This window comes from Zoogloea ramigera (assembly GCF_006539865.1).
Classification (GTDB): Bacteria; Pseudomonadota; Gammaproteobacteria; order Burkholderiales; family Rhodocyclaceae; genus Zoogloea; species Zoogloea ramigera.
In genome coordinates, this window is sequence record NZ_BJNV01000010.1 from 1 (window position 1) to 19,227 (window position 19,227).

The 19,227-nt window shown below is 67.3% G+C and carries 17 protein-coding genes and 1 pseudogene; 8 read left to right on the forward strand and 10 right to left on the reverse strand.

Features of this window, described 5'->3' with window-relative positions; all coding sequences use genetic code 11:
• Positions 1 to 224: 224 nt before the first annotated feature.
• Entirely contained in the window at positions 225 to 1,109 is an 885-nt protein-coding gene (locus tag ZRA01_RS20810) for a universal stress protein (protein ID WP_141349571.1), read from the forward strand.
• A 53-nt stretch (positions 1,110 to 1,162) separates the two neighbouring features.
• Here the strand turns inward: ZRA01_RS20810 and ZRA01_RS20935 are convergent.
• Positions 1,163 to 1,333, reverse strand: a pseudogene (locus ZRA01_RS20935) (hypothetical protein); the annotation flags it as partial.
• A gap of 223 nt (positions 1,334 to 1,556) precedes the next feature.
• Here ZRA01_RS20935 and ZRA01_RS04095 point away from each other — a divergent pair.
• Both ZRA01_RS04095 and ZRA01_RS04100 read left to right on the forward strand, forming a co-directional pair.
• On the forward strand, positions 1,557 to 2,057 hold the full coding sequence (locus ZRA01_RS04095) for a type VI secretion system amidase effector protein Tae4 (RefSeq protein WP_141349575.1): 501 nt from the start codon (positions 1,557 to 1,559) through the stop codon (positions 2,055 to 2,057).
• Complete coding sequence (locus tag ZRA01_RS04100) at positions 2,054 to 2,512, forward strand: type VI secretion system amidase immunity protein Tai4 (protein ID WP_141349577.1); 459 nt, start codon at positions 2,054 to 2,056, stop codon at positions 2,510 to 2,512. The genes ZRA01_RS04095 and ZRA01_RS04100 overlap by 4 nt, the downstream gene beginning before the upstream one ends.
• Before the next feature lie 282 nt (positions 2,513 to 2,794).
• Here ZRA01_RS04100 and ZRA01_RS04105 read toward each other — a convergent pair whose 3' ends face one another.
• From ZRA01_RS04105 to ZRA01_RS04140, 8 genes are all read right to left on the reverse strand, one after another.
• Positions 2,795 to 3,163, reverse strand: a complete 369-nt coding sequence (locus ZRA01_RS04105; RefSeq protein WP_141349579.1) for a hypothetical protein — start codon at positions 3,161 to 3,163, stop codon at positions 2,795 to 2,797.
• Positions 3,164 to 3,847: 684 nt separating this feature from the next.
• Positions 3,848 to 6,757 (reverse strand): class I SAM-dependent DNA methyltransferase, encoded by a 2,910-nt coding sequence (locus ZRA01_RS20820; RefSeq protein WP_141349581.1) that lies wholly within the window; start codon positions 6,755 to 6,757, stop codon positions 3,848 to 3,850.
• A 309-nt stretch (positions 6,758 to 7,066) separates the two neighbouring features.
• The gene (locus tag ZRA01_RS04115; RefSeq protein WP_141349583.1) at positions 7,067 to 7,345 is read right to left on the reverse strand and encodes an XRE family transcriptional regulator; all 279 of its coding nucleotides are present in this window, start codon (positions 7,343 to 7,345) and stop codon (positions 7,067 to 7,069) included.
• Positions 7,342 to 7,689 carry a type II toxin-antitoxin system RelE/ParE family toxin gene (locus ZRA01_RS04120; protein WP_141349585.1) on the reverse strand — a complete coding sequence of 116 codons (348 nt, stop codon included), beginning with the start codon at positions 7,687 to 7,689 and terminating at the stop codon, positions 7,342 to 7,344. The genes ZRA01_RS04115 and ZRA01_RS04120 overlap by 4 nt, the downstream gene beginning before the upstream one ends.
• A 175-nt stretch (positions 7,690 to 7,864) precedes the next feature.
• Positions 7,865 to 10,747: an adenosylcobalamin-dependent ribonucleoside-diphosphate reductase gene (locus tag ZRA01_RS04125; protein ID WP_141349587.1), complete on the reverse strand. Its 2,883-nt coding sequence runs from the start codon at positions 10,745 to 10,747 to the stop codon at positions 7,865 to 7,867.
• A gap of 394 nt (positions 10,748 to 11,141) precedes the next feature.
• Complete coding sequence (locus ZRA01_RS04130) at positions 11,142 to 11,486, reverse strand: hypothetical protein (RefSeq protein WP_141349589.1); 345 nt, start codon at positions 11,484 to 11,486, stop codon at positions 11,142 to 11,144.
• Between the two features lie 24 nt (positions 11,487 to 11,510).
• Positions 11,511 to 11,987 (reverse strand): DUF3429 domain-containing protein, encoded by a 477-nt coding sequence (locus ZRA01_RS04135; RefSeq protein WP_141349591.1) that lies wholly within the window; start codon positions 11,985 to 11,987, stop codon positions 11,511 to 11,513.
• Between the two features lie 9 nt (positions 11,988 to 11,996).
• Positions 11,997 to 12,737, reverse strand: coding sequence for an SDR family NAD(P)-dependent oxidoreductase (locus ZRA01_RS04140; RefSeq protein ID WP_141349593.1), 741 nt, complete (start codon positions 12,735 to 12,737; stop codon positions 11,997 to 11,999).
• An 85-nt stretch (positions 12,738 to 12,822) separates the two neighbouring features.
• Here ZRA01_RS04140 and ZRA01_RS04145 point away from each other — a divergent pair, with 85 nt between their 5' ends.
• From ZRA01_RS04145 to ZRA01_RS04165, 5 genes are all read left to right on the forward strand, one after another.
• Entirely contained in the window at positions 12,823 to 13,830 is a 1,008-nt protein-coding gene (locus ZRA01_RS04145) for an NAD(P)/FAD-dependent oxidoreductase (protein WP_141349595.1), read from the forward strand.
• The gene (locus tag ZRA01_RS04150; protein WP_141349597.1) at positions 13,827 to 15,368 is read left to right on the forward strand and encodes an FAD-binding domain-containing protein; all 1,542 of its coding nucleotides are present in this window, start codon (positions 13,827 to 13,829) and stop codon (positions 15,366 to 15,368) included. The genes ZRA01_RS04145 and ZRA01_RS04150 overlap by 4 nt, the downstream gene beginning before the upstream one ends.
• Before the next feature lie 5 nt (positions 15,369 to 15,373).
• A complete protein-coding gene (locus ZRA01_RS04155; RefSeq protein WP_141349599.1) occupies positions 15,374 to 15,508 on the forward strand; it encodes a DUF2256 domain-containing protein in 135 nt (44 codons plus the stop codon).
• A gap of 143 nt (positions 15,509 to 15,651) precedes the next feature.
• Entirely contained in the window at positions 15,652 to 16,935 is a 1,284-nt protein-coding gene (locus tag ZRA01_RS04160; RefSeq protein ID WP_141349601.1) for a DASH family cryptochrome, read from the forward strand.
• On the forward strand, positions 16,932 to 18,464 hold the full coding sequence (locus ZRA01_RS04165; RefSeq protein ID WP_141349603.1) for a cryptochrome/photolyase family protein: 1,533 nt from the start codon (positions 16,932 to 16,934) through the stop codon (positions 18,462 to 18,464). Before ZRA01_RS04160 ends, ZRA01_RS04165 begins: the two co-directional genes overlap by 4 nt.
• A 184-nt stretch (positions 18,465 to 18,648) precedes the next feature.
• Here ZRA01_RS04165 and ZRA01_RS04170 read toward each other — a convergent pair whose 3' ends face one another.
• Complete coding sequence (locus tag ZRA01_RS04170) at positions 18,649 to 18,939, reverse strand: hypothetical protein (RefSeq protein ID WP_170182905.1); 291 nt, start codon at positions 18,937 to 18,939, stop codon at positions 18,649 to 18,651.
• Between the last annotated feature and the right edge of the window lie 288 nt (positions 18,940 to 19,227).

The window sequence follows — 19,227 nt, forward strand, 5'->3', positions numbered from 1 at the left end:
GCTGCCAAGGGGGGGGCAGGGGGGTCTGGCTACGGCGGGATGACGCGCGTCCACGCTCGCTGCCCGTCCAACCCCTCCCCGGCCCTCCCCTTGTCAGGGGAGGGAGCACTGGCTTGAGGTACCTCGCCTTGTCTCGCCGCGGGAACTTTGCCCACCGGCGGGGTTCCGACTTGAAACAGCCGGCGCGCCGTGCCGGCCCACCACCCGGAAAGAAGGAGGGCTCCATGAACCCCTTGCGCCGCATCCTGGCCACCACCGATCTGTCTGCCCCTGCCCGCCACGCCGCCGAGCGGGCCGCCCTGGTCAGCGCGGAGACCGCCGCCCAGCTCGACCTGCTGCACGTGGCCAATCTGGCGCCGCTGGAGCGCTTGCGCCAGCTGATGGGCAGCAGCCAGGCCGAGCTCGAAAACCGCGTGCTCGATGCGGCGCGGAGCAAGCTGGTCGACCTCGCCGGCCAGATCCATCAACGCTTCGGCGTCGTCGCCAACCCCCGCGTGGTGGCCGGCGCGCTGCTGGCCGAGCTGGCGCGGGAGTCCGACGCCCTGGCCGCCGGCCTGCTGGTGTGCGGCGCCAAGGGCGAGAGCGTGATCCGCCACTTCGTGCTGGGCACCACCGCGCTGCGGGTGCTCAGCACCACCCGCTGCCCGGTGCTGGTGGTCAAGCAGCCGCCCCACGAGCCCTACCGGCGCCTGCTGGTGCCCGTTGATTTCTCGCCCTCGTCGCTGCGCGCCATCCGCCACGCCCGCAGCATCGCCCCCGGCGCCGAGGTCGTGCTGCTGCACGCCTTCGACGTGCCCTTCGAGGGCAAGCTGCGCTACGCCAGCGTGGACGACGAGGTGATCCACCACTACCGCATCGTCGCCAAACAGGAGGCCACCCAGAAGCTCCAGGCCCTGCGCGACCTGGCCGGCCTGCCGGCGCTGGGCACCCGCCTGCTGGTGCTGCATGGCGACCCCACCTTCCGCATCATCGAGCAGGAGCAGGAATGCGACTGCGACCTGATCGTGGTGGGCAAGCACGGCGAGAGCGTGCTTGAAGAGCTGCTCCTGGGCAGCGTCACCAAGCACGTGCTGGCCGAATCCCAGGGCGACGTGCTGGTGTCGGTGTAGGCCGGCGACAGGCAGGCATTGGCGGGGTCGCGGGGCGGGGGGCGGCCGCGGCCGGTGAAGCCGAACTCCGGCGCGAACAAGGCCGTGTAGCCGTGAAAGGCGACACGGGCCGCGCCGCCCTCGAGCCCACGCAGGCGGGGGCAGGCGACGCCCTCTTGCAGAACCTGGGCGAGCGCGTCATCGATCACGCCTTGCATATTTTCCGAGCAGACTCTAGAAAACATAAGGGCATATCGCCGGTAGCCCGGCGCCGGGCTACGTGCCCTGTACCAACAGGCCTTGCCGCGCTGTCTTTAACAAGAACGCTGCACCGCCAAAGTGCTCATGCCGGTATGGGTCACAGCCCGCGGGCCCACGTCTGGCCCAGGCCAGGCTCGATGCGCTGCGGGATAGCGCGCGGGCATCGCCGCACGGCGACTCCATGAAAAACGAAATCGAGGAGATGAAATGGTTCGACCGTCCTTTGATAAAGCCTGGGCAGCCTCCAGGCAGATTTATGATGTTGCCGACCCGGCAAGCAAGGTAGCCAAGATGATTGGCGGCTATGTCGAGAAGAACATCAACAACTCGAACAGCGAGCAGAAGTGGAACAACACCTGCGCGGTCCGCATGAGCTACATCCTGAACCAATCTGGTTTAATCATTCCTGCCTTCCGCGGTCAGACCGTATCCGGCGCCGACAAGCGGCAGTATTTCTTCCGCGTCAATGACCTCATCCGCTTTCTGACCTCAAAATGGGGCAAGCCCGAAATCGTCGAGTTTCCACCGTCGGACGGTGGCTCGCTAGCCGGCAAGAAGGGCTTGATTCTGTTTGAAGTGTCGGGGTGGGACGACGCGCGTGGCCATGCGACCCTGTTCAATGGCAGCGTCTGCTACGACCACTGCTACTTCAACGAACCCAACGCCACTTACCGAACCGAACGCGCCAACTTCTGGAGCCTGCCGTGAAGAAATTCTGGCGTGGTGTTCTGGCGGCCCCCGCTCTCGCCATCGGCCTCGGCCCTGGCTTCGCGGCCGGCGACCCGCCTGCGTCGCCCCAGGCCGGAGCGCGCAGCTATGCCCAGAATTACAAGGACATGGTTCTGGCCAGCTGCATCGCCCAGGCCTACACGAACGACAAGAACGCAGGCACCGACGCGGGGAGCAGTGTCAGCGCGCTGAGGGACTGGACATACTACGACCTGGAAAAGAGCCCGGACGCTGTCAAGGCCCTGGTCGATGCCTATCTGGCGCGCGACTACCACAACCCGCTGGTCGAAGCCGAGATCAAGGGCGTCCGGTTCGACCTCCTGAAATGCCTGGACCTCTACCACAGCAAGGCGCTGGACAGGCTGGTCAAGCGCGTGGTCATCAACCCCGGGCGCAGTTACCGTCAAGACAACCCGGCGCCCGCAAAGCCCTGATGATCATCGGCCCGGATAGCCGCAAAAGGCGGCGGTTCGGCCTGTGTCGAAGCGCTTTGGTCTTGATGCCTCTGATGTCACGGACAGGGCTGGTGTCCGGACTCCGGGCGTGCCTTTGGCAAGCTTGCCGCCATGGGCTTTCAGGCACTCTGACTACAGGCGCCGAGCGGCCCGAGACCCGCGCCTGCGTGGCTCTTCAGGGCGCTCCCAGACGCCCGGCAGCGATGTGGACATGAAAAAGGCGCTCAAGCCGAGCGCCTTTTGGCTTGCGTCAGCGTTGCCTTACGCTTCGGGCGGCCTGGGTTTGTTGCCGCCTTTCTTGCGCTCGGACTTCTTCTTCATGCCCAGGGCGGCATATTCGTTGGAGTCGTCTCCGTACTGGCTGCACACCGAATCCTTGGCCCCGAGCATCTTCTGGTGGGCGCGGTGTTCGGTGTGGGCAAGCTTGTCGCGGGCGGCGTCGAGGGCGACCTGGGCGCGGATCAGGCCCGCCTGGTCGGCACCCAGCTCGTCGAAGGTGGCGGCGATCGCTTCGAGCTTGAGCTCGGGGTCGTGGGGGGCGTAGCCCTCGATGGTGGCGAGGGCGTGGAAGGCCTTGGTATCGTCGGCGACGACCTGGGCCGGGAGACGTTTGCCGGGCGTATTGCTCATGCTTTCCTCCGGGTGCGGGATATTGGTATCAAATATATTTGTTGCGCCTGGAAAATTAGCACCATGGGGTTTTTGGTGCAAGCAAATTACTTCGATATCATGGCCGGCGGGGCTGGCACGGGGCAGGGCCGCGCCCCGCTCGCGGCGACCGGCGGGGCGATACAGCCGCGGCGCGGCATGGCCTGGGCGGGTGGGGGCGTGGTGTCGGAGCACGCCACCGGGGGCGCGCTGCACGGCCTTGTGCCATGTTCAAGCGGCGACGCATCACGATCACGCCGCTGCGTTTTTGTGATTCGGGGCTGCACGCTACACATACGCCCCCGCGTGATGCGGGCAAGCGGGCGCGAGATGCGATCTCGGGCCGGCGTGCTTCGATCACGAGGCCGCAAGTTGGCACCAGACGGCCGCTAATCCTTGATTCGTCGCCTCATCATTCGAGAACGATAGCTAAAGCTCGAATCATGCGGCCTCGTTTTTCGAGCTTTAGCTATCGTGATCGTGAAACGATAGGGCTGGCTCGCATCAAGAGGCCTCGAATTGATGAAAAGTGCTATCGAATCACGATGTCGAGCGCGCTAATGACGATGTTGCAGGCACTCATCACGATCACGCGGGCCCGAGATCGTGATTCGGGCCCGCGTGATGGGGGCGGAGGGGCAAGATCCGCCCTCGGCCGGGGGCCGCTCAGGCCCGCTCGAGGTTGAGCTTGAGCAGCCGGCGCAGGATCTCGTCGTCGGCCATGGCGGGGCTGTAGTCGGACCAGCCGTAGGCGACGGCGACGGCCTGGTCGAGGGCCTGGTGGGCGTTGGCGAGCCAGGCCGGGCGCTGGTTGTAGAGGTTGGTGAGGGTGCGCTTTTTAAGCTCGGCCTCGTGGCCGGGGCGGGCCACCGGCCGCGCGGGGAAGCCGGCGGCGGCCTCCTCGGGGGTCACGACCCAATCCACCCAGTCGGCGGGGTTGAGCCAGTTGCTGCGCAGTGTGTCGAGCCGGCGGGCGGCGGCGGCGATGGCCTCGGCCGCCGCGCCCTCGGGGGCGCCAGCGGCGGTGTCGGCGGGGGTCATGCCGGCGGGGAAGGGGAAGGTTTCGAAGGTGGTGCTGGGGGTGTAGCGGGGGTCGTTGCCGACGCCCATCCAGGTGCACTTCCCCAAGGACCATAGCTCATGGAGGCGGGAGTGCAGAATGCCAAAGGTGGTGTCGTCCGAGCGAGCGATGACGACGACCTGACAGTCCGGCAGAACCGCTTTGTTCAACCAGACGAGAAGCCTGTGCTTTGCAACCCTAGCCGTGCCGATGAACCTTGGAAGACCAGCAAGCTTCAAGCGCATTGCAGGCATGATCTCCCCGTGACGCCACCAGTATTTTGCACGGGCAGGGCGGTTGTTCTTGACACGTTCAGGCTTGATGTTTTCGACGACGTAGTTGTAGGGCTCCTCGAACAAAGATGCGTCCTCTGCTCTCATGCTTCCGCCAAAGTCCACAATCCATCGGTCTGCAGGTCTACGCGTGATGTCGAGGCCATTTGCCCAAGGCCTTACAACCAGGGAATTCGATTCACCGTGAGGATTGGGGCGTGATAACCAGATGCGGGCCTGATCGCCAGGAATATCAAAAGGTCCGTTCTTCTGCGGACCAATGAAAGAAACGTCCAGGTTGTCATTTAGTCGCAGGGCACTTGTCAGATCGAGTCCGTCGCCCGCAGTGAGGTCTGTGTGGATGTGCTCCACTTCAACTCCATCCAGTTTGGGAGGAAGCACGGCATCCGATACGTGCCCGAAGGCAAGCAGCGACACCCGCACCGCGGCCCCCTCATTCACCCACGGCTCGTCGCTCCACGCCTCGAAGATCCGCGTCGTCTCGGCGATGCGGTCGAGCACCTTGCGGTTGGCGCCGCCGCGGATCGAGTTGGTGGCGACGAGGCCGGCGGCCTGGCACTGGCCGGCCGCGATCTGCTCGCGGGCCCGCTCGAACCAGTAGGTCACGAGGTCGGCGCCACCGGGGACGCGGCCCTTGTATTCGCGGCGCAGGCAATCGACGTAGGCGCTGCCCAGCTCGGCGCGCATCCGCTTGTCACCGAGGAAGGGCGGGTTGCCGACGATGACGTCACAGGTGGGCCACAGGACATTGCGGGCGACGCCCATCTCGCCGTGGATCTCCTCACCGGTGATCGGGTCGATGCCGTCCCAGTCGGTGCCCTGCTGGTAGTCGATTAGCGCGTCGCGGTTCTCGATGTGGTCGAGGCGGGCCAGGATGGGGTTGCGGCGGCAGTCGTAGCCGTGCTTGAGCATCCACTGGATCTCGCCGATCCACACCGTGACCCGCGCCAGCTCGGCGGCGTAGGCGTTGATCTCGAGGCCCAGCACGTTGTCGGGGCTGGTCTCGATGGTGAGCTGGCGGTGCAGGCCGAGGGCTTCGGCGTCGAGGTTGGCGCGGTGTTCGAGGTCTTTGAGGGCGCGCAGGCTGAGGTACAGAAAGTTGCCGGAGCCGCAGGCGGGGTCGAGCACGCGGAAGTTCCTGAGCCGCTCGAGATAGCCCAGAAAGATGCCCTGGGCGTCCTGCATGGCCTTCTGCGAACCCTTGCCGCCGGCCTGGTATTTGTCGATCAGCGGGGCGAGGCGGGCCTTGGCGGCGTTCCACTCGCGCTCCAGGGGCTCGACGAGCACCGGGCCGACGAGCTTCATGATGGTCTCGGGGTCGGTGTAGTTGGCGCCCAGCGGGGCGCGCACCTTGGGGTCGAGGCCACGCTCGAAGAGGGTGCCGAGGATGGAGGGCTCGATGGAGGACCAATCCATCTTGCTGGCCTTGAGCAGCGCGTCGATCTCGGCGGGGATCATCTCGACCACGTCGATGTGCTCGAACAGCCCGCCGTTGAAGTAGGCGATGTCTTCGAGCAGAAAGTCGCCGCCCGAACGCATGGCGCCAAACAGCTCGGCCACCGAGCCGGCGAGCTTGCCGGCGTCGCCCTGGCGCTTGTCGATGACGCGCTCGAAGAGCTTACGAGGGAGCAGGCCGATGTCTTCGGCAAACATGCAGAACAGGCACTGGATGAGGAAGTGGGCGACCTTCTGGGGGTCGTGGCCGCGCGTGGTCATCGACCGGGCGATGTCGGCGAAGCGGCCGGCGGCGTCGGTGGTGATGTCGAGCACCGTGCGGCCGGGGCGAAACTTTTCGGGGTCGGTGAACAGCCAGCGCAGCTTTTGCTGGTTTTCCGGCGTGCCGATGTCCTCGAGGCGGATGGTGTGCGTCTCGCTCGGGGTGCCGGTGAAGTGGGTGTGGATCTCGGTGAGCGCGCGGTTGCTCACCACCAGCAGCGGCGGGTTGTCGAGGGCCAGGGCGTAGGTCATGAGCTGGCGCAGCGCGCCGGCCAGGTCACCGCCGGGGCCCTTGTTCTCCCAGCCGAAGTGCCCGCGCATCCACACGTCCGCCCAGCCATGCCCGGCCCCTGTGCGCGTGGCGCCACGCTCGAAGCAGTAGTTGTCGGGGTCGGTGGGGGTGGGCACGCCGAGCATGGCGCACAGATCGAGAAAGAACGGCTGCGCACCGGCACGCTCGGAGAGGGGGTTGTGTTGCCACTTGGCGATGAACTGGGCGGGGGTCATGGGGGCGGGCGGCGAGGGCGACTAAATGAGGCCGGCATTGTCGCAGAGTTTGCGGGCGGGGCGGGCGGTGGGGAGATCGTGCCCGCTGCCCTTGCGCCTTCTCCTTGAGGAGGCTTTCCCGATCTCATGTTTTGGGAACAGGTTCTCGCGGAGGCGCGGCCGCTAATCAAACCCGTAACGACGAACGGGGGTGAGAGCAGACCTTGCTGATCGGCTAACGCAGTGATGTCTGGCGCTACTGGACAAACAAAACGCCCACCTGATGCCGAGGTGGGCGTTTTTACTTGCAGGCTGGAGAAGCGCCAGCGATCACGCCAGTTCGATACGCAGATTCTTGCCGAGGGCTTTGGCCGCGCTGGTGAGTGTGGTCAGGGTCAGGCTGGTGTCGGTCTCATCCAGCAAGCGGTTCAGCGCCGCGCGGCTGGTGTGCATCTTCTCGGCCAGCGCGGTCTTGGTCAGGTTCTGGGCTTTCATCTCCTGGGCGATCTGCCAGGCCACCACGCGTTTGATCGCCACGGCGGTGGTTTCCTGCAACACGGCCTCTTCCGCGAGGAAATCATCAAAGCTGCTGCCGATATGCGGGTTCATGATGCGCTCCTCAGTTGTTGCAGACGCCGTTTGGCGACGTCGAGTTCTTCGGGTGGTGTGGCTTGTGATTTCTTGATGAAACCGTGCAGCAACACCATCGTGTGGCCGACCACGGTGAACAAGACCCGGGCGATCCGATCGACAAGGTGAACGCGAACCTCCCAGAGGTCTTTGGCCAGCTTGCGTACCAGGGGCATACCCAGCGGCCAACCGAACTGCACCGTCTTGATGTCTTCACCGATGGTGCGCCGCTCGCTGCCCTGCAAGGACTTGAGCCATTCGCGTACCGGTTCATTGCCACCGTCGGAGGCGAAGAAGCGGACATCCAGGATGGGAGTATTCATGTCTGAAATGTACCAACATTGATACATAAAGACAATCTCTCACCTCTGCTGGAGTTGAGTCTGCAAATTTACGAATTACCGTGATACCGATCTACCCGGACATAGCTAAACAAAACGCCCACCTCGGCATGAGGTGGGCGTTTTTGGTTACTGCTTTACGTTAGCTACCAGCCGCTCAGCCGCAGGTGCCCACCGCGCCGCAGGCGGTGCAGAAGTCGCAGCCGTCCTTGCGGATCACCGAGTGGTTGCCGCATTCGTTGCACAGGGCGCCCTGCATCACCTTGGGGGCGTTGGTGTCGCGGGGGGCTTCGAGGATGCCCATCTCGCGGGTGGGGTAGCCGGCTTCGTCGAGCACGCCGAGCATGGCGTAGCGGTGGATGATGAGCGCGGCCACGTAGGCGACGGTGGAGGGCCAGTTCTGCTGGCGGCGGGTGCCGGGCACGAAGGCCATGAAGTCGCCGAGGGGCTCGGGGTAGTCGATGAGCTTGCGCAGCTTCATGCCGATCCAGGCCGGGTCCATCACGCGCATGTCGAGCGACAGGATGCGCGACAGGCCATCCAGGGCGCGCGGGTAGTTGCCCGACAGCCACATGGAGTAGGGGCGGGTGACGCCGTCGGGGAGAGTGATCTCCTTGAGGCCGAGCACGAAGTCTTCGCCGGTGGCCGGGTTCTGGATGTCGACCGTCCACGACAGGGTGCCGTCGGTGCCGGTTTTGGGTTCGGCCAGGCTGAACACGCTGTCGAGCACCGGGGTCGGCAGGTCGCCTTCGAGGGCGTTGAGCTTTTCACAGCGGTAGCGCACCACCTGGGCGAAGGCGGACACCACGCCGGGCATCAGCTTCTGCTCGCCGTGGGGCGGGAAGCGGAGCTCGAAGGGCTTCTCGCCGACGGTCTTGGCGAGGGTCTCGAGCTTGAGCTTGAGCCAGCCGCGGTCGTTGGCGCGCATGTCCATCGACAGGGTCTTGGCCACGGCGCCCAGGCCGCGGGGCTGGTCGGCGCCATTCACCCACACTTCGAAGGGGAAGGCGCCCTTGGCGGGGCTGTCCTCGGCCGGGTCCATGTGGCCCACGAAGAGCGCGAAGTTGCCCTGCGGGGTGTTGAGCATGTAGGTCCAGGCGGAGTTGCCGTCCGGCAGGTCGGGGCGGCCCGGCCAGCGCAGGGAGGAGAGCACCGGGGCCGGCAGGTTCTTGATGGACAGGCGGCGGTTGGTGTCGTCGGAGATCTCGACGTCCTGCGGCTGCTTCTGCTCGCTGCTCGGGGTGACCGACAGCACGGAGCCGAGGATGCTGTTGGGGCGATAGGTGGCGAGGCCCTTGAGGCCGGCCTTCCAGGCGTCGAGGTAGAGGTTCTCGAAGTCGGCGTAGGGGTAGTCCTCGGGGACGTTCACCGTCTTGGAGATGGAGGTGTCGACGTAGGGGGCGACGGCCGCGACCATATCCTTGTGGGCCTTGGCGGAGATCTCCAGGGCGGTCACGAAGTAGTCGGGCAGCTTGCTCACGTCGCCGCCCAGGTGGCGGTAGAGGCGCCAGGCGTAGTCCTCGACGGCGTGCTCTTTGAAGGTGCCGTCGGCGGTGCGCTTCTTGCGGGTGTAGGTGTAGGAGAACGGCGGCTCGATGCCGTTGGAGGCGTTGTCGGCAAAGGCCAGGCTGATCGTGCCGGTGGGGGCGATTGACAGCAGGTGCGAGTTGCGCAGGCCGTGCTTGCGGATCTTGTCCTTCACCTCGTTGGGCAGGCGCGAGGCGAAATTGCCGCCCGACAGGTACATGTCGGCGTTGAACAGCGGGAAGGCGCCGCGCTCCTTGGCGAGCTCGACGGAGGCCAGGTAGGCCTGGTCGCGCATGTATTCGCTGATCTTGCGGGCCATCTCGAGGGCGGCCTCGCTGTCGTAGCGCAGGCGCAGCATGGCCAGGGCGTTGCCGAGGCCGGTAAAGCCGAGGCCGACGCGGCGCTTGGACTGGGCTTCGGCGTGCTGCTGCTCGAGGGGCCAGTGGGTGGCTTCGAGCACGTTGTCGAGCATCCGGATCGAGGTCTCGATGGTCTTGCCGAAGCCGGTGAAGTCGAAGGCGGCCTTGTCGGTGAAGGCGTCCTTGACGTACAGCGTGAGGTTGATCGAGCCCAGGCAGCAGCAGCCGTAGGAGGGCAGCGGCTGTTCGGCACAGGGGTTGGTGGCCTCGATGGTCTCGCAGTAGTACAGGTTGTTGTCGCGGTTCATCCGGTCGAGGAACAGGATGCCCGGCTCGGCGTGGTCGTAGGTGGAGCGCATGACCTGGTCCCACAGCTCGCGGGCGCGCACCTTGCGGTACACCCACAGGCTGTCGTCACGCTGGTAGCCGCCGGCCGCCTTGATGTCGTTGGAGGGCTCGGCCTTGTGGGCGAGCTCGACGTCGCCATCGGCCTCGACGGCCTGCATGAAGGCGTCGGTTACCGCGATGGAGACGTTGAAGTTGGAGAGGTCGCCGTGGTCCTTGGCGTGGATGAATTCTTCGATGTCCGGGTGGTCGCAACGCAGCACGCCCATCTGGGCGCCGCGGCGGGAGCCGGCCGATTCGACGGTCTCGCAGGAGCGGTCGAAGACGCGCATGTAGGACACCGGGCCGGAGGCATTCGACTGGGTGCCGCGCACCATCGCGCCCTTCGGGCGGATCGACGAGAAGTCGTAGCCCACGCCGCCGCCGCGGCGCATGGTCTCGGCCGACTGGGCCAGCGCGGTGTAGATGCCGCAGCGGCCGTCGACGGATTCGGTGATCGAGTCGCCCACCGGCTGCACGAAGCAGTTGATGAGGGTGGCCGCGAGGTTGGTGCCGGCGGCGGAGTTGATGCGGCCGGCAGGCACGAAGCCGCGCTCCTGGGCCTCTAGAAACTTGGTCTCCCAGAACAGCCGCTTGTCTTCCGACTCGATGGCAGCGAGGGCGCGGGCCACCCGCAGGCGCACATCGGAGATGCTCTGCTCATTGCCCTTGGCGTATTTCTCGAGCAGGACCTCGTCACAGATCTCCTGCGGGAGGAGGTTGGCGGCGGTGGCGATCTGGGATTTTGCGTTCTTTGTGGTGGCGGTCATGGAGGCTCTCGTACCGTTCTGGTGTCTTATTGGTAGAAAAGTTTTTGCGGTGCGTAGCTTACCGCGAAGCCGCTTATTCATCAAAAATATTTACTCGTTTAAAAACATACACTTAAAAAAATCAATAGTGGGAATAAAATAAATTTTCTACTACATTTAGTATGTATCCAGCGCCTTAAAAATCAAGAAAAAAGTCGCACGAACGCACCCAGAGCCTTGATTTGTCGGGGAAATGGCGGGAGGAAGGAGGGTTTGGAGGGGTACCGGTGCGCCTGTTCCGGCACCGCTGCAGGCTACCGCCTAGCGTGAATCCGGGGTTCTGCCCGGCATGGGTTGGGCAACCGGCGGGGCGCCTCGCCGAGTGCGCGGCACAGCCCCGGCGCCCGGCGCCGGGTCAGGGTTTATCGCCCGCCGGCGTGTCGGCGTCGCTCAGCGGGTAGGCGTCGGCCACGTAGCCGGGGCCCTTCATCACCATCACGATGAAGGCCGACAGGCCCACCGTGAACACCACCGTCCAGTGCAGCACCACCAGGCTGACGCTGTAGATATCCACGCTCATCACGAGGCTGCCGGCCCCGAGGAGCGGGTTGAACAGCGCCGCCCCGCGCACCGCCAGCGAGGGCAGGGCCAGCAGCGCGGTGCCGATGAGCAGGGCCTTGGGCAACATGCGCAGGATCTGCCGCTCGCGGCCGGCGGGCGTCCTGGGGTGGCCCGGGAGTCTGTTGAAGAGGCGGCTCATGGCGGTCTCCCTGCGGGCGATTGACTAATGGCTGACGGAAAACGCGCCCAGCGCAAGGCACACGCAGGCCACGATGCTGAGCTGCCGGCGCAGCGGCAGATACCAGGCGGGCAGCGCGACGCGCCCGGCGAGCCGGTGGTCCTGCCAGATGTGGGCCACAAAGCCCGCCATCAGCAGCGGCGCGCCGAGCACGGGCTCCAGCATCATCGCCGGCCAGGCGATCAGCGCCGGCCAGGCGATCAGCGCCGGCACCACGCTCCACACGAAGCAGTTGCGGCGCAGGGCCTGGGGCATCGACGGCAGCGCCATCGCGAAGCCCCAGTGCAGGGCCCCGACGAAGCTCAGGATCACCGCGCCGTAGGCCACCAGCGCGTCGGCCCACACGATGCCGTGGTGGCGGTCGACAAAGGCCGTCAGTGCCAGCCCGATGAAGGGCAGCAGGCCGCCGAAGCCGAGCCAGGCGGCGGAGCGGGGGAGGGCGGGGTTATGCGGCGTGTTCATGGATGCACCTCATTTGACGAGCGGACGGATGCTTGCAAAGCCCCCGTCCATGGACCACACCTGGCCGGTCACCCGGCCCGCCTCGGGCGACAGCAGCCAGGCCATCAGCCCGGCGAGCTCGGCCGGGTCGCCGATGCCGGGCAGCGGATACTGGCGCGCGGCCGCCTCGCGGGCCGAATCGTTGGCGATGATGCGCGCCGAGGCCGGCGTCTCCATGATCCCCGGCGCCACCGCATTGATGCGCACGCCGGCGCCGGCGTAGGTGGCCGCAGCGCCGCGTACGAGCCCCTCCACGCCGGCCTTGGCGGCGGCCACCGCCTCGTGGTTGGGCGTGCCGATACGCGCCGCGGCCGACGACACCAGCACCGCCGCGCCGGGCTGGCCGGCCTTGCCAAGCGCGCCGACGAAGCCGGCCAGGGTGTGGAAGGCGCTGATCAGGTTGGCCTCCAGGCAGTCCCGAAAATCCTGCTCTTTCGTGCGGTGCAGCGCACCCAGCCGGATGTTGCCGACACAGTGGGCGAGGGCATTGGGCGTGAGGCCCGCCGCGGCGGCTTCAGCGAAGATCTGCGCCACCCCGGCCGGCGTCGAACAATCGGCCACCACCTGCAGGTGGGCGTTGCCGAAGGCGGCCTCGAGGCGGGCGGCGTCGCGGCTCACCACCACCAGCTGCCAGCCGTCGGCGGCGAGCCGCTTGGCGAGCGCCTGGCCCACCCCGCCCGCGGCGCCGGTAATCAAGGCAACGCTGTTCATGTTTTCTCCTGAATGTAATTTGTCTTGGACAAAACAATCTTACGCTCCTAAGATTAGGTCAATCAACCTAATTGTCCAGGCCATCATGAAGGAAATCGAGAGCGTCGCAGTCATCGGGGCCGGCCTTGCAGGCTTGTCCTGTGCCCGTCATCTGCAGCAGCAGGGCCTCGAGGTGCGGCTCTTCGAGAAGAGCCGCGGCGCCGCGGGCCGCATGAGCACCCGGCGCGGTGACGACTGGCAGTGCGACCACGGCGCCCAGTATTTCACCGCCCGCGACCCGGATTTCCGCGCCGAGGTGGCGCGCTGGCAGGCCCTCGGTGTGGCCGCCGTCTGGCAACCGCGGCTGGAGGTCTTCGGTAGCGCCGATCTCCACACCCCCGACGAGACGCTCGAGCGCTTCGTGGGCACGCCGCGCATGACGGCCCCGGCCCGCTCCCTGGCCCTCACCCTGGACGTACGCCCGCAGAGCACCATCTCACGCGTCGAGCGCAGCCCGGCCGGCTGGCGCCTGAGCACCCTGGAGCACGGCGTGCTCGACGAACACTACGACGCCCTCGTCCTGGCCGTGCCGTCCCCCCAGGCGGTGCCCCTGCTGGCGCCCCACAGCCCGGTGCTGGCCAGCCTCGCCGCGTTGGCCCGAATGCGCGCCGCTTGGGCGCTGATGCTGCGCTACGACGCGCCCATCGATCTTCACTTCGACGCGGCCTTCGTCAACCACGGCCCGCTGCGCTGGGTGGCGCGGGACAGCCACAAGCCCGGCCGCGGCCCCCAGGAAACCTGGCTGCTCCACGCCACGCCCCAGTGGAGCGAGGCCCACCTCGAAGACACGCCCGAGGCGGTGGCCGAAACGCTGCTGGCCGCCTTCGCCCGGCTCGGCGCCGAGGCCGCCCCGGCCGCCTGGAGCGCCCACCGCTGGCGCTATGCCGACACCGAAGCCAGCCTCGACCGCAACTGTTGCTGGGACGAAGAGGCGCGCATCGGCCTGTGCGGTGACTGGCTCAACGGCGGAAAGGTTGAAGGCGCCTGGCTCAGCGGCCGCGGGTTGGCCCGCCGGATCGGCGCCGCGGCCCCGGTGATCGCCGCCCGGCCATGAGCCTCGGCGTCGTCTGGTTGAAGCGCGACCTGCGCCTCTTCGACCACGCCCCCCTCGTCAGCGCGGCCCTGCGCGGGCCGCTGCTGTGCGTCTACATCGTCGAACCCAGCCTGTGGGCCGCCCCCGACGCCGCGCGGCAGCACTACGGTTTTTTGCTCGAGAGCCTGCGTGAACTGTACCGGGCCCTGCGCGAGCTGGGCGGGCGGCTGCATGTGATCACCGGCGAGGCGGTCGACGTGTTCGAACGTCTCCACCGGGCCCAGCCCTTCGACACGCTGTATTCCCACGAGGAGACCGGCAACTGGCCGAGCTTCCAGCGTGACATCGCGGTGGGTCGCTGGTGCCGCAGCCGGGGCGTGGAGTGGCAGGAGTTCCCCCAGTTCGGGGTGGTCCGCCGGCTGGCCGACCGCAACATCTGGCACAAGCACTGGGAGGCCTTCGTCACCCAGCCCTGCCTGCCGCCGCCGCAAGCCATCAGCTTCGCCCCGCTGCCCTGGCCCGACGCGCCTCCCCCCTGCGCCGACGCCCTCGGGCTGCCCCCCGCCGAGCCACCCCACCGCCAGGAGGGTGGGCGCAGCGCTGGGCTGGCGGTGCTCCACGCCTTCCTGCACGAGCGCAGCGGCCAGTACCGGGGCGGCATCTCGTCGCCCCTGTCGGCGCCCAGCGCCTGCTCGCGGCTCTCCCCCTATCTCGCAGCGGGCTGCCTTGGCCTGCGCGAAGTGGTTCAGGCCACCCGTCGGCAGCTGGCCGACCTCCCCCCCGAAGCCGACCGCCGGCGGGCGGGCCTGACCGCCTTCATCAGCCGCCTGCACTGGCACTGCCATTTCATCCAGAAGCTCGAGAGCGAGCCCGAGCTGGAGTTCCGCAACCTCCACCGCGGCTACGACGGCCTGAGGCCTGTGCCGGGCGAGGGCGACGGCTGGAACCCGGCCCACTTTGAAGCCCTCGTCAGCGGCCGCACCGGCTGGCCGCTGGTGGACGCCTGCGTGGCGATGCTCCACGACACCGGCTGGCTCAACTTCCGGATGCGCGCCATGCTGGTCTCGGTGGCCAGCTACCCCCTGTGGCTGCACTGGCGCCCGGTGGGCGAATGGCTGGCCCGCGCCTTCATCGACTACGAGCCCGGCATCCACTGGAGCCAGATGCAGATGCAGGCCGGCACCACCGGCATCAACACCACCCGGGTGTACAACCCCATCAAGCAGGCCCGCGACCACGACCCCAAGGGCCGCTTCGTGCGCCACTGGCTGCCGGCCCTGGCCCGGGTGCCCGACGCCTGGCTGTTCGAGCCCTGGCGCATGCCGCCCGACATCCAGGCTCGCTGCGGCGTGCGGGTGGGCGTCGACATCCCCCTGCCGCTGGTCGAGCTCGAAACCGCCACCCGCGAAGCCAAGGCCCGCGTGCATGCCCTGCGCGCCCAGCCCGAAGTGCGCGCCGCCAAGGCCGCCATCGTCGCCAAGCACGGCTCCCGCCGCCGCCCGGAGGCCCCCCGGCGCGGCAAGCGCCCACCCGCCGCCCAGCTCACCCTCGACATCTGAAGCCCATGCGCCGCAAATCCGACCTGCCCACCAAAACCTGCCCAGCCTGCGGCCGCCCCTTCGCCTGGCGCAAGAAGTGGGAACGCTGCTGGGACGAAGTCAGATACTGCTCCGAACGCTGCCGCCGCGCGGCACGGTAGCGAGGTAGGTCGGGTTAGCGCAGCGTAACCCGACGCGCCCATGCGGCAACGGCCTCGAGACGATGTCGGGTCACGCTACGCTGACCCGACCTACATGAGCACCGCCAAAACGCGGCGCTCCCACTCATCACCCTGTTCACCCCATGACCACCCTGATCCACTGGTTCCGCAACGACCTGCGCCTCGCCGACAACCCCGCCCTCAGCCACGCCGCCCGGCAGGCGGAGCGGGTGTTGCCGGTGTATGTGCATTCCCCTGCCGACGATGCCCTGACGCCCTGGGGCTTTCCCCGCCGCGGCGCCCACCGGCGGCGCTTTCTGCGGGCCGCGCTGGATGCCCTCCACGCCCGCCTAGTGGAGGAGGGTAGCGGCCTGCTCGAAATCCACGGCCGCCCATCCGACTGCCTGCCGGCCCTGGCCGTGCAGGTCGGCGCCGCCGGCATCAGCTGCGAGGCCATCGCGGCGCCCGAGGAAGAAGCCGAGCTCGCCGCGCTGCGCGGTGGCGACATCCCGGTGGAGAGCGTCTGGCAATCCAGCCTGCTCGACCCGGCCGCGCTGCCCTTTGCTGCCAGCCGCCTACCCGACGTGTTCACCGCCTTCCGCCAGGCGGTGGAGCGGGCCGGCCAGACGCCGCCGCCTCCGCTGCCCGTGCCGCGCCTGCCCGGCTGGCCGGCGGGCATCACGCTGCCCCCCAAAACCACCGAACCCACCGCCGCCTTCGAGGTGGATGCCCGCTCCTCCTTCCCCTACACCCAGCCCGCCTTCCACGGTGGCGAGGCCGCGGCGCTGGCCCATCTGCGCGCCTACTTCGGCAGCGACCGGCCCCACCGCTACAAGGCCACCCGCAACGGGCTCACGGGGGTCGGCTTCTCCAGCAAGTTCTCGCCCTGGCTCGCCAGCGGTGCCCTGTCGGCGCGCACCGCCTACGCCCACCTCAAGGCCTTCGAGGCGGAGCGGGGCGCCAGCGACGGCAGCTACTGGCTATGGTTCGAGCTGCTGTGGCGCGACTACTTCCGCTTCCTTCACCTCAAGTACGGCCGGCAGCTGTACCGCGCCGCCGGGCTCGGCAAGCAGCCCGTGCCAGGGCACGACCCCGCCGCCTTCGCCCGCTGGTGCCGCGGCGAGACCGGCGAGCCGCTGGTGGACGCCGCCATGCGCGAGCTCGCCGCCACCGGCTTCATGTCGAACCGCCTGCGCCAGCTGGTCGCCAGCTACCTCATCAACGACCTCGGCGGCGACTGGCGGGCCGGCGCCGCGTGGTTCGAGGCCCAGCTCATCGACTACGACGTGTACAGCAACCAGGGTAACTGGCTCTACATCGCCGGGCGCGGCACCGACCCCCGCGGCGGGCGCCGCTTCGACCCCATCAAGCAGGCCCGCGAGCACGACCCCGACGGCAGCTTCCGCAAGCTGTGGAGCCAGCCATGAACGCGCCCACCCTCCGCCTCATCCTCGGCGACCAGCTGAACCCCCTGCACAGCTGGTTCGCGGCGCCCAGCGACGACGTCATCCACGTGCTCATCGAGATGCGCCAGGAGACCGACTATGTGCTCCATCACGCCCAGAAGATCCTGGCCATCTTCGCCGCCATGCGCGCCTTCGCGGGCCAGCTCCGCGAGGCCGGCCACCGGGTGCATTACGTGGCCATCGACAACCCCTCCAACCGCCAGACGCTACCCGCCAACCTCGACGCCCTCATCGTCGCCCACGGCGCCGGCGCTTTTGAGTACCAGCAGCCCGACGAATGGCGCCTCGACGCCCAGCTCGCCGACTACGCCCGCGGCCTCAGCATCCCAGCCCGGATGGTGGATAGCGAGCACTTCTACACCACCCGCAGCGAGGCCGCCGAGCTCTTCGAGGGCCGCAAGCAGTGGCTGATGGAGCACTTCTACCGCGCCATGCGCCGCCGCCACCAGGTGCTGCTGGAGGGCGACAAGCCGGTGGGCGGCCAATGGAACTTCGACCACGACAACCGCAAGCCCTGGCCCGGCACGCCTGCCGAGCCCCGCGACCCGCGCCCCCGCCACGACCACAGCGCCCTGTGGCAGACAATCGAGGCGGCCGGCGTGGCCAGCTTCGGCAACCCCCAGGCCGGCAACCTGCCGTGGCCCCTCGACCGGGCCGAGGCGCTGGCCCAGCTCGACGCCTTCATCACAGATGCCTTGCCCCGCTTCGGCGACTTTCAGGACGCTATGAGCACCCGCGGCTGGCGGCTGTTCCACTCGCTGCTGTCCTTCGCCCTCAACACCAAGATGCTCAGCCCGCGCGAGGTGGTGGCCCGCGCCGAGGCCGCCTGGCAGGCCGGCCAGGTGCCGCTGGCCGCGGCGGAAGGCTTCATCCGCCAGATCCTAGGCTGGCGCGAATACGTGCGCGGCGTCTACTGGGCCCGCATGCCCGCCTACGCCGAGGCCAACGCCCTCGGCCACGACCGCCCACTGCCCGCCTGGTTCTGGACCGGCAAGACCAAGATGCGCTGCCTCGCCGAGTCGGTGGGCCAATCCCTCGAGCACGCCTACGCCCACCACATCCAGCGCCTCATGGTGATCGGCAACTTCGCGCTGCTCGCCGGCCTTGATCCGGCCGAAGTGCACCGCTGGTATCTGGGCATCTACATCGACGCCTTCGAGTGGGTCGAGCTGCCCAACACCGTGGGCATGAGCCAGTTTGCCGACGGCGGCCTGCTCGCCACCAAGCCCTACGTGTCGAGCGCCGCCTACCTCGACCGCATGGGCGACTACTGCAAGGGCTGCCACTACGACAAGAAAGCCCGCAGCGGCAGCCACGCCTGCCCCTTCAACGCCCTCTACTGGGACTTCTTCGACCGCCAGCGCGAACGCCTGGGCAACAACCACCGCCTCGGCATGGTGTACCGGCAACTCGACAAGATGGAAGGCAACACCCTCGACGCCCTGCGCACCCAGGCCGCCAGCCTGCGCGAACGGCTCGACAGCCTGTAGCCTGCTCTTTTGCGCACCCGGTGGAGTGTTCGCAGCGATCTCCGGCCGGAGCGGGCCTTGGTGCCGCGCACGCAAAGCCTTGGTGATGGCTGCACGAGTCCCCGTGACGCGTGCACATCCTTCTGTGACGGCCGCACATCCTTCCGTGAGGCGCACCAATGCTGTTGTGAGGCGTGCACTTCCTTCATGCAGGCGTCGCAAGGCTGTTGTGACGGCACACAACACGATTGCGATAGTTTGCAATCGTGTTGTCAGCCGTGCAGATAAGGTAAACAGCTATCACAACAGTGTTGTCGGGCATCACAACGCCGTTGTGATAGTTTGCAACCGTGTTGTCAGGCATGCAGATAAGGTAAACAGCTATAACAATCGTGTTGTCACGCATCACAACACGATTGTTATAGCTTGCAATCGAATCTGCACGCGTGCATGCAAGAAAAAAACTATCGTCGACGGCGTTGCGGGGGTGGTGCACGCTTGCAGGCAAGGAAAAAACTATCGTCGACGGCGTTGCGGGGGTGGTGTCGGGTTACGCTGCGCTAACCACGGACCTACGCAGGGGCAGCTGGGAAGGCCCGAGGTAGGTCGGGTTAGCGCAGCGTAACCCGACATCGATCGGGCAACCTCCCGTTATCTGCGTCCCGGCGTCGTGTCGCAGGCCTTGTCCTGGGGCACGAGGGTCATGTGGCCGGCGGCCGGGGCTTGGTGCGATGCCTTAAACTAGCGCACCCGATTCGCGTGCAGCCAGGCTGCACCACGCCGT

Bases quoted from the DNA above. Each gene is read 5' to 3' on its own strand.
- ZRA01_RS04140 (WP_141349593.1), bottom strand. From the start codon at position 12,737: ATGAACAGCGTTGCCTTGATTACCGGCGCCGCGGGCGGGGTGGGCCAG.
- ZRA01_RS04120 (WP_141349585.1), bottom strand. From the start codon at position 7,689: ATGAATACTCCCATCCTGGATGTCCGCTTCTTCGCCTCCGACGGTGGC.
- ZRA01_RS04145 (WP_141349595.1), top strand. From the start codon at position 12,823: ATGAAGGAAATCGAGAGCGTCGCAGTCATCGGGGCCGGCCTTGCAGGC.
- ZRA01_RS20810 (WP_141349571.1), top strand. From the start codon at position 225: ATGAACCCCTTGCGCCGCATCCTGGCCACCACCGATCTGTCTGCCCCT.
- ZRA01_RS20820 (WP_141349581.1), bottom strand. From the start codon at position 6,757: ATGACCCCCGCCCAGTTCATCGCCAAGTGGCAACACAACCCCCTCTCC.
- ZRA01_RS04155 (WP_141349599.1), top strand. From the start codon at position 15,374: ATGCGCCGCAAATCCGACCTGCCCACCAAAACCTGCCCAGCCTGCGGC.
- ZRA01_RS04125 (WP_141349587.1), bottom strand. From the start codon at position 10,747: ATGACCGCCACCACAAAGAACGCAAAATCCCAGATCGCCACCGCCGCC.
- ZRA01_RS04135 (WP_141349591.1), bottom strand. From the start codon at position 11,987: ATGAACACGCCGCATAACCCCGCCCTCCCCCGCTCCGCCGCCTGGCTC.
- ZRA01_RS04095 (WP_141349575.1), top strand. From the start codon at position 1,557: ATGGTTCGACCGTCCTTTGATAAAGCCTGGGCAGCCTCCAGGCAGATT.
- ZRA01_RS04165 (WP_141349603.1), top strand. From the start codon at position 16,932: ATGAACGCGCCCACCCTCCGCCTCATCCTCGGCGACCAGCTGAACCCC.
- ZRA01_RS04115 (WP_141349583.1), bottom strand. From the start codon at position 7,345: ATGAACCCGCATATCGGCAGCAGCTTTGATGATTTCCTCGCGGAAGAG.
- ZRA01_RS04105 (WP_141349579.1), bottom strand. From the start codon at position 3,163: ATGAGCAATACGCCCGGCAAACGTCTCCCGGCCCAGGTCGTCGCCGAC.
- ZRA01_RS04160 (WP_141349601.1), top strand. From the start codon at position 15,652: ATGACCACCCTGATCCACTGGTTCCGCAACGACCTGCGCCTCGCCGAC.
- ZRA01_RS04150 (WP_141349597.1), top strand. From the start codon at position 13,827: ATGAGCCTCGGCGTCGTCTGGTTGAAGCGCGACCTGCGCCTCTTCGAC.
- ZRA01_RS04130 (WP_141349589.1), bottom strand. From the start codon at position 11,486: ATGAGCCGCCTCTTCAACAGACTCCCGGGCCACCCCAGGACGCCCGCC.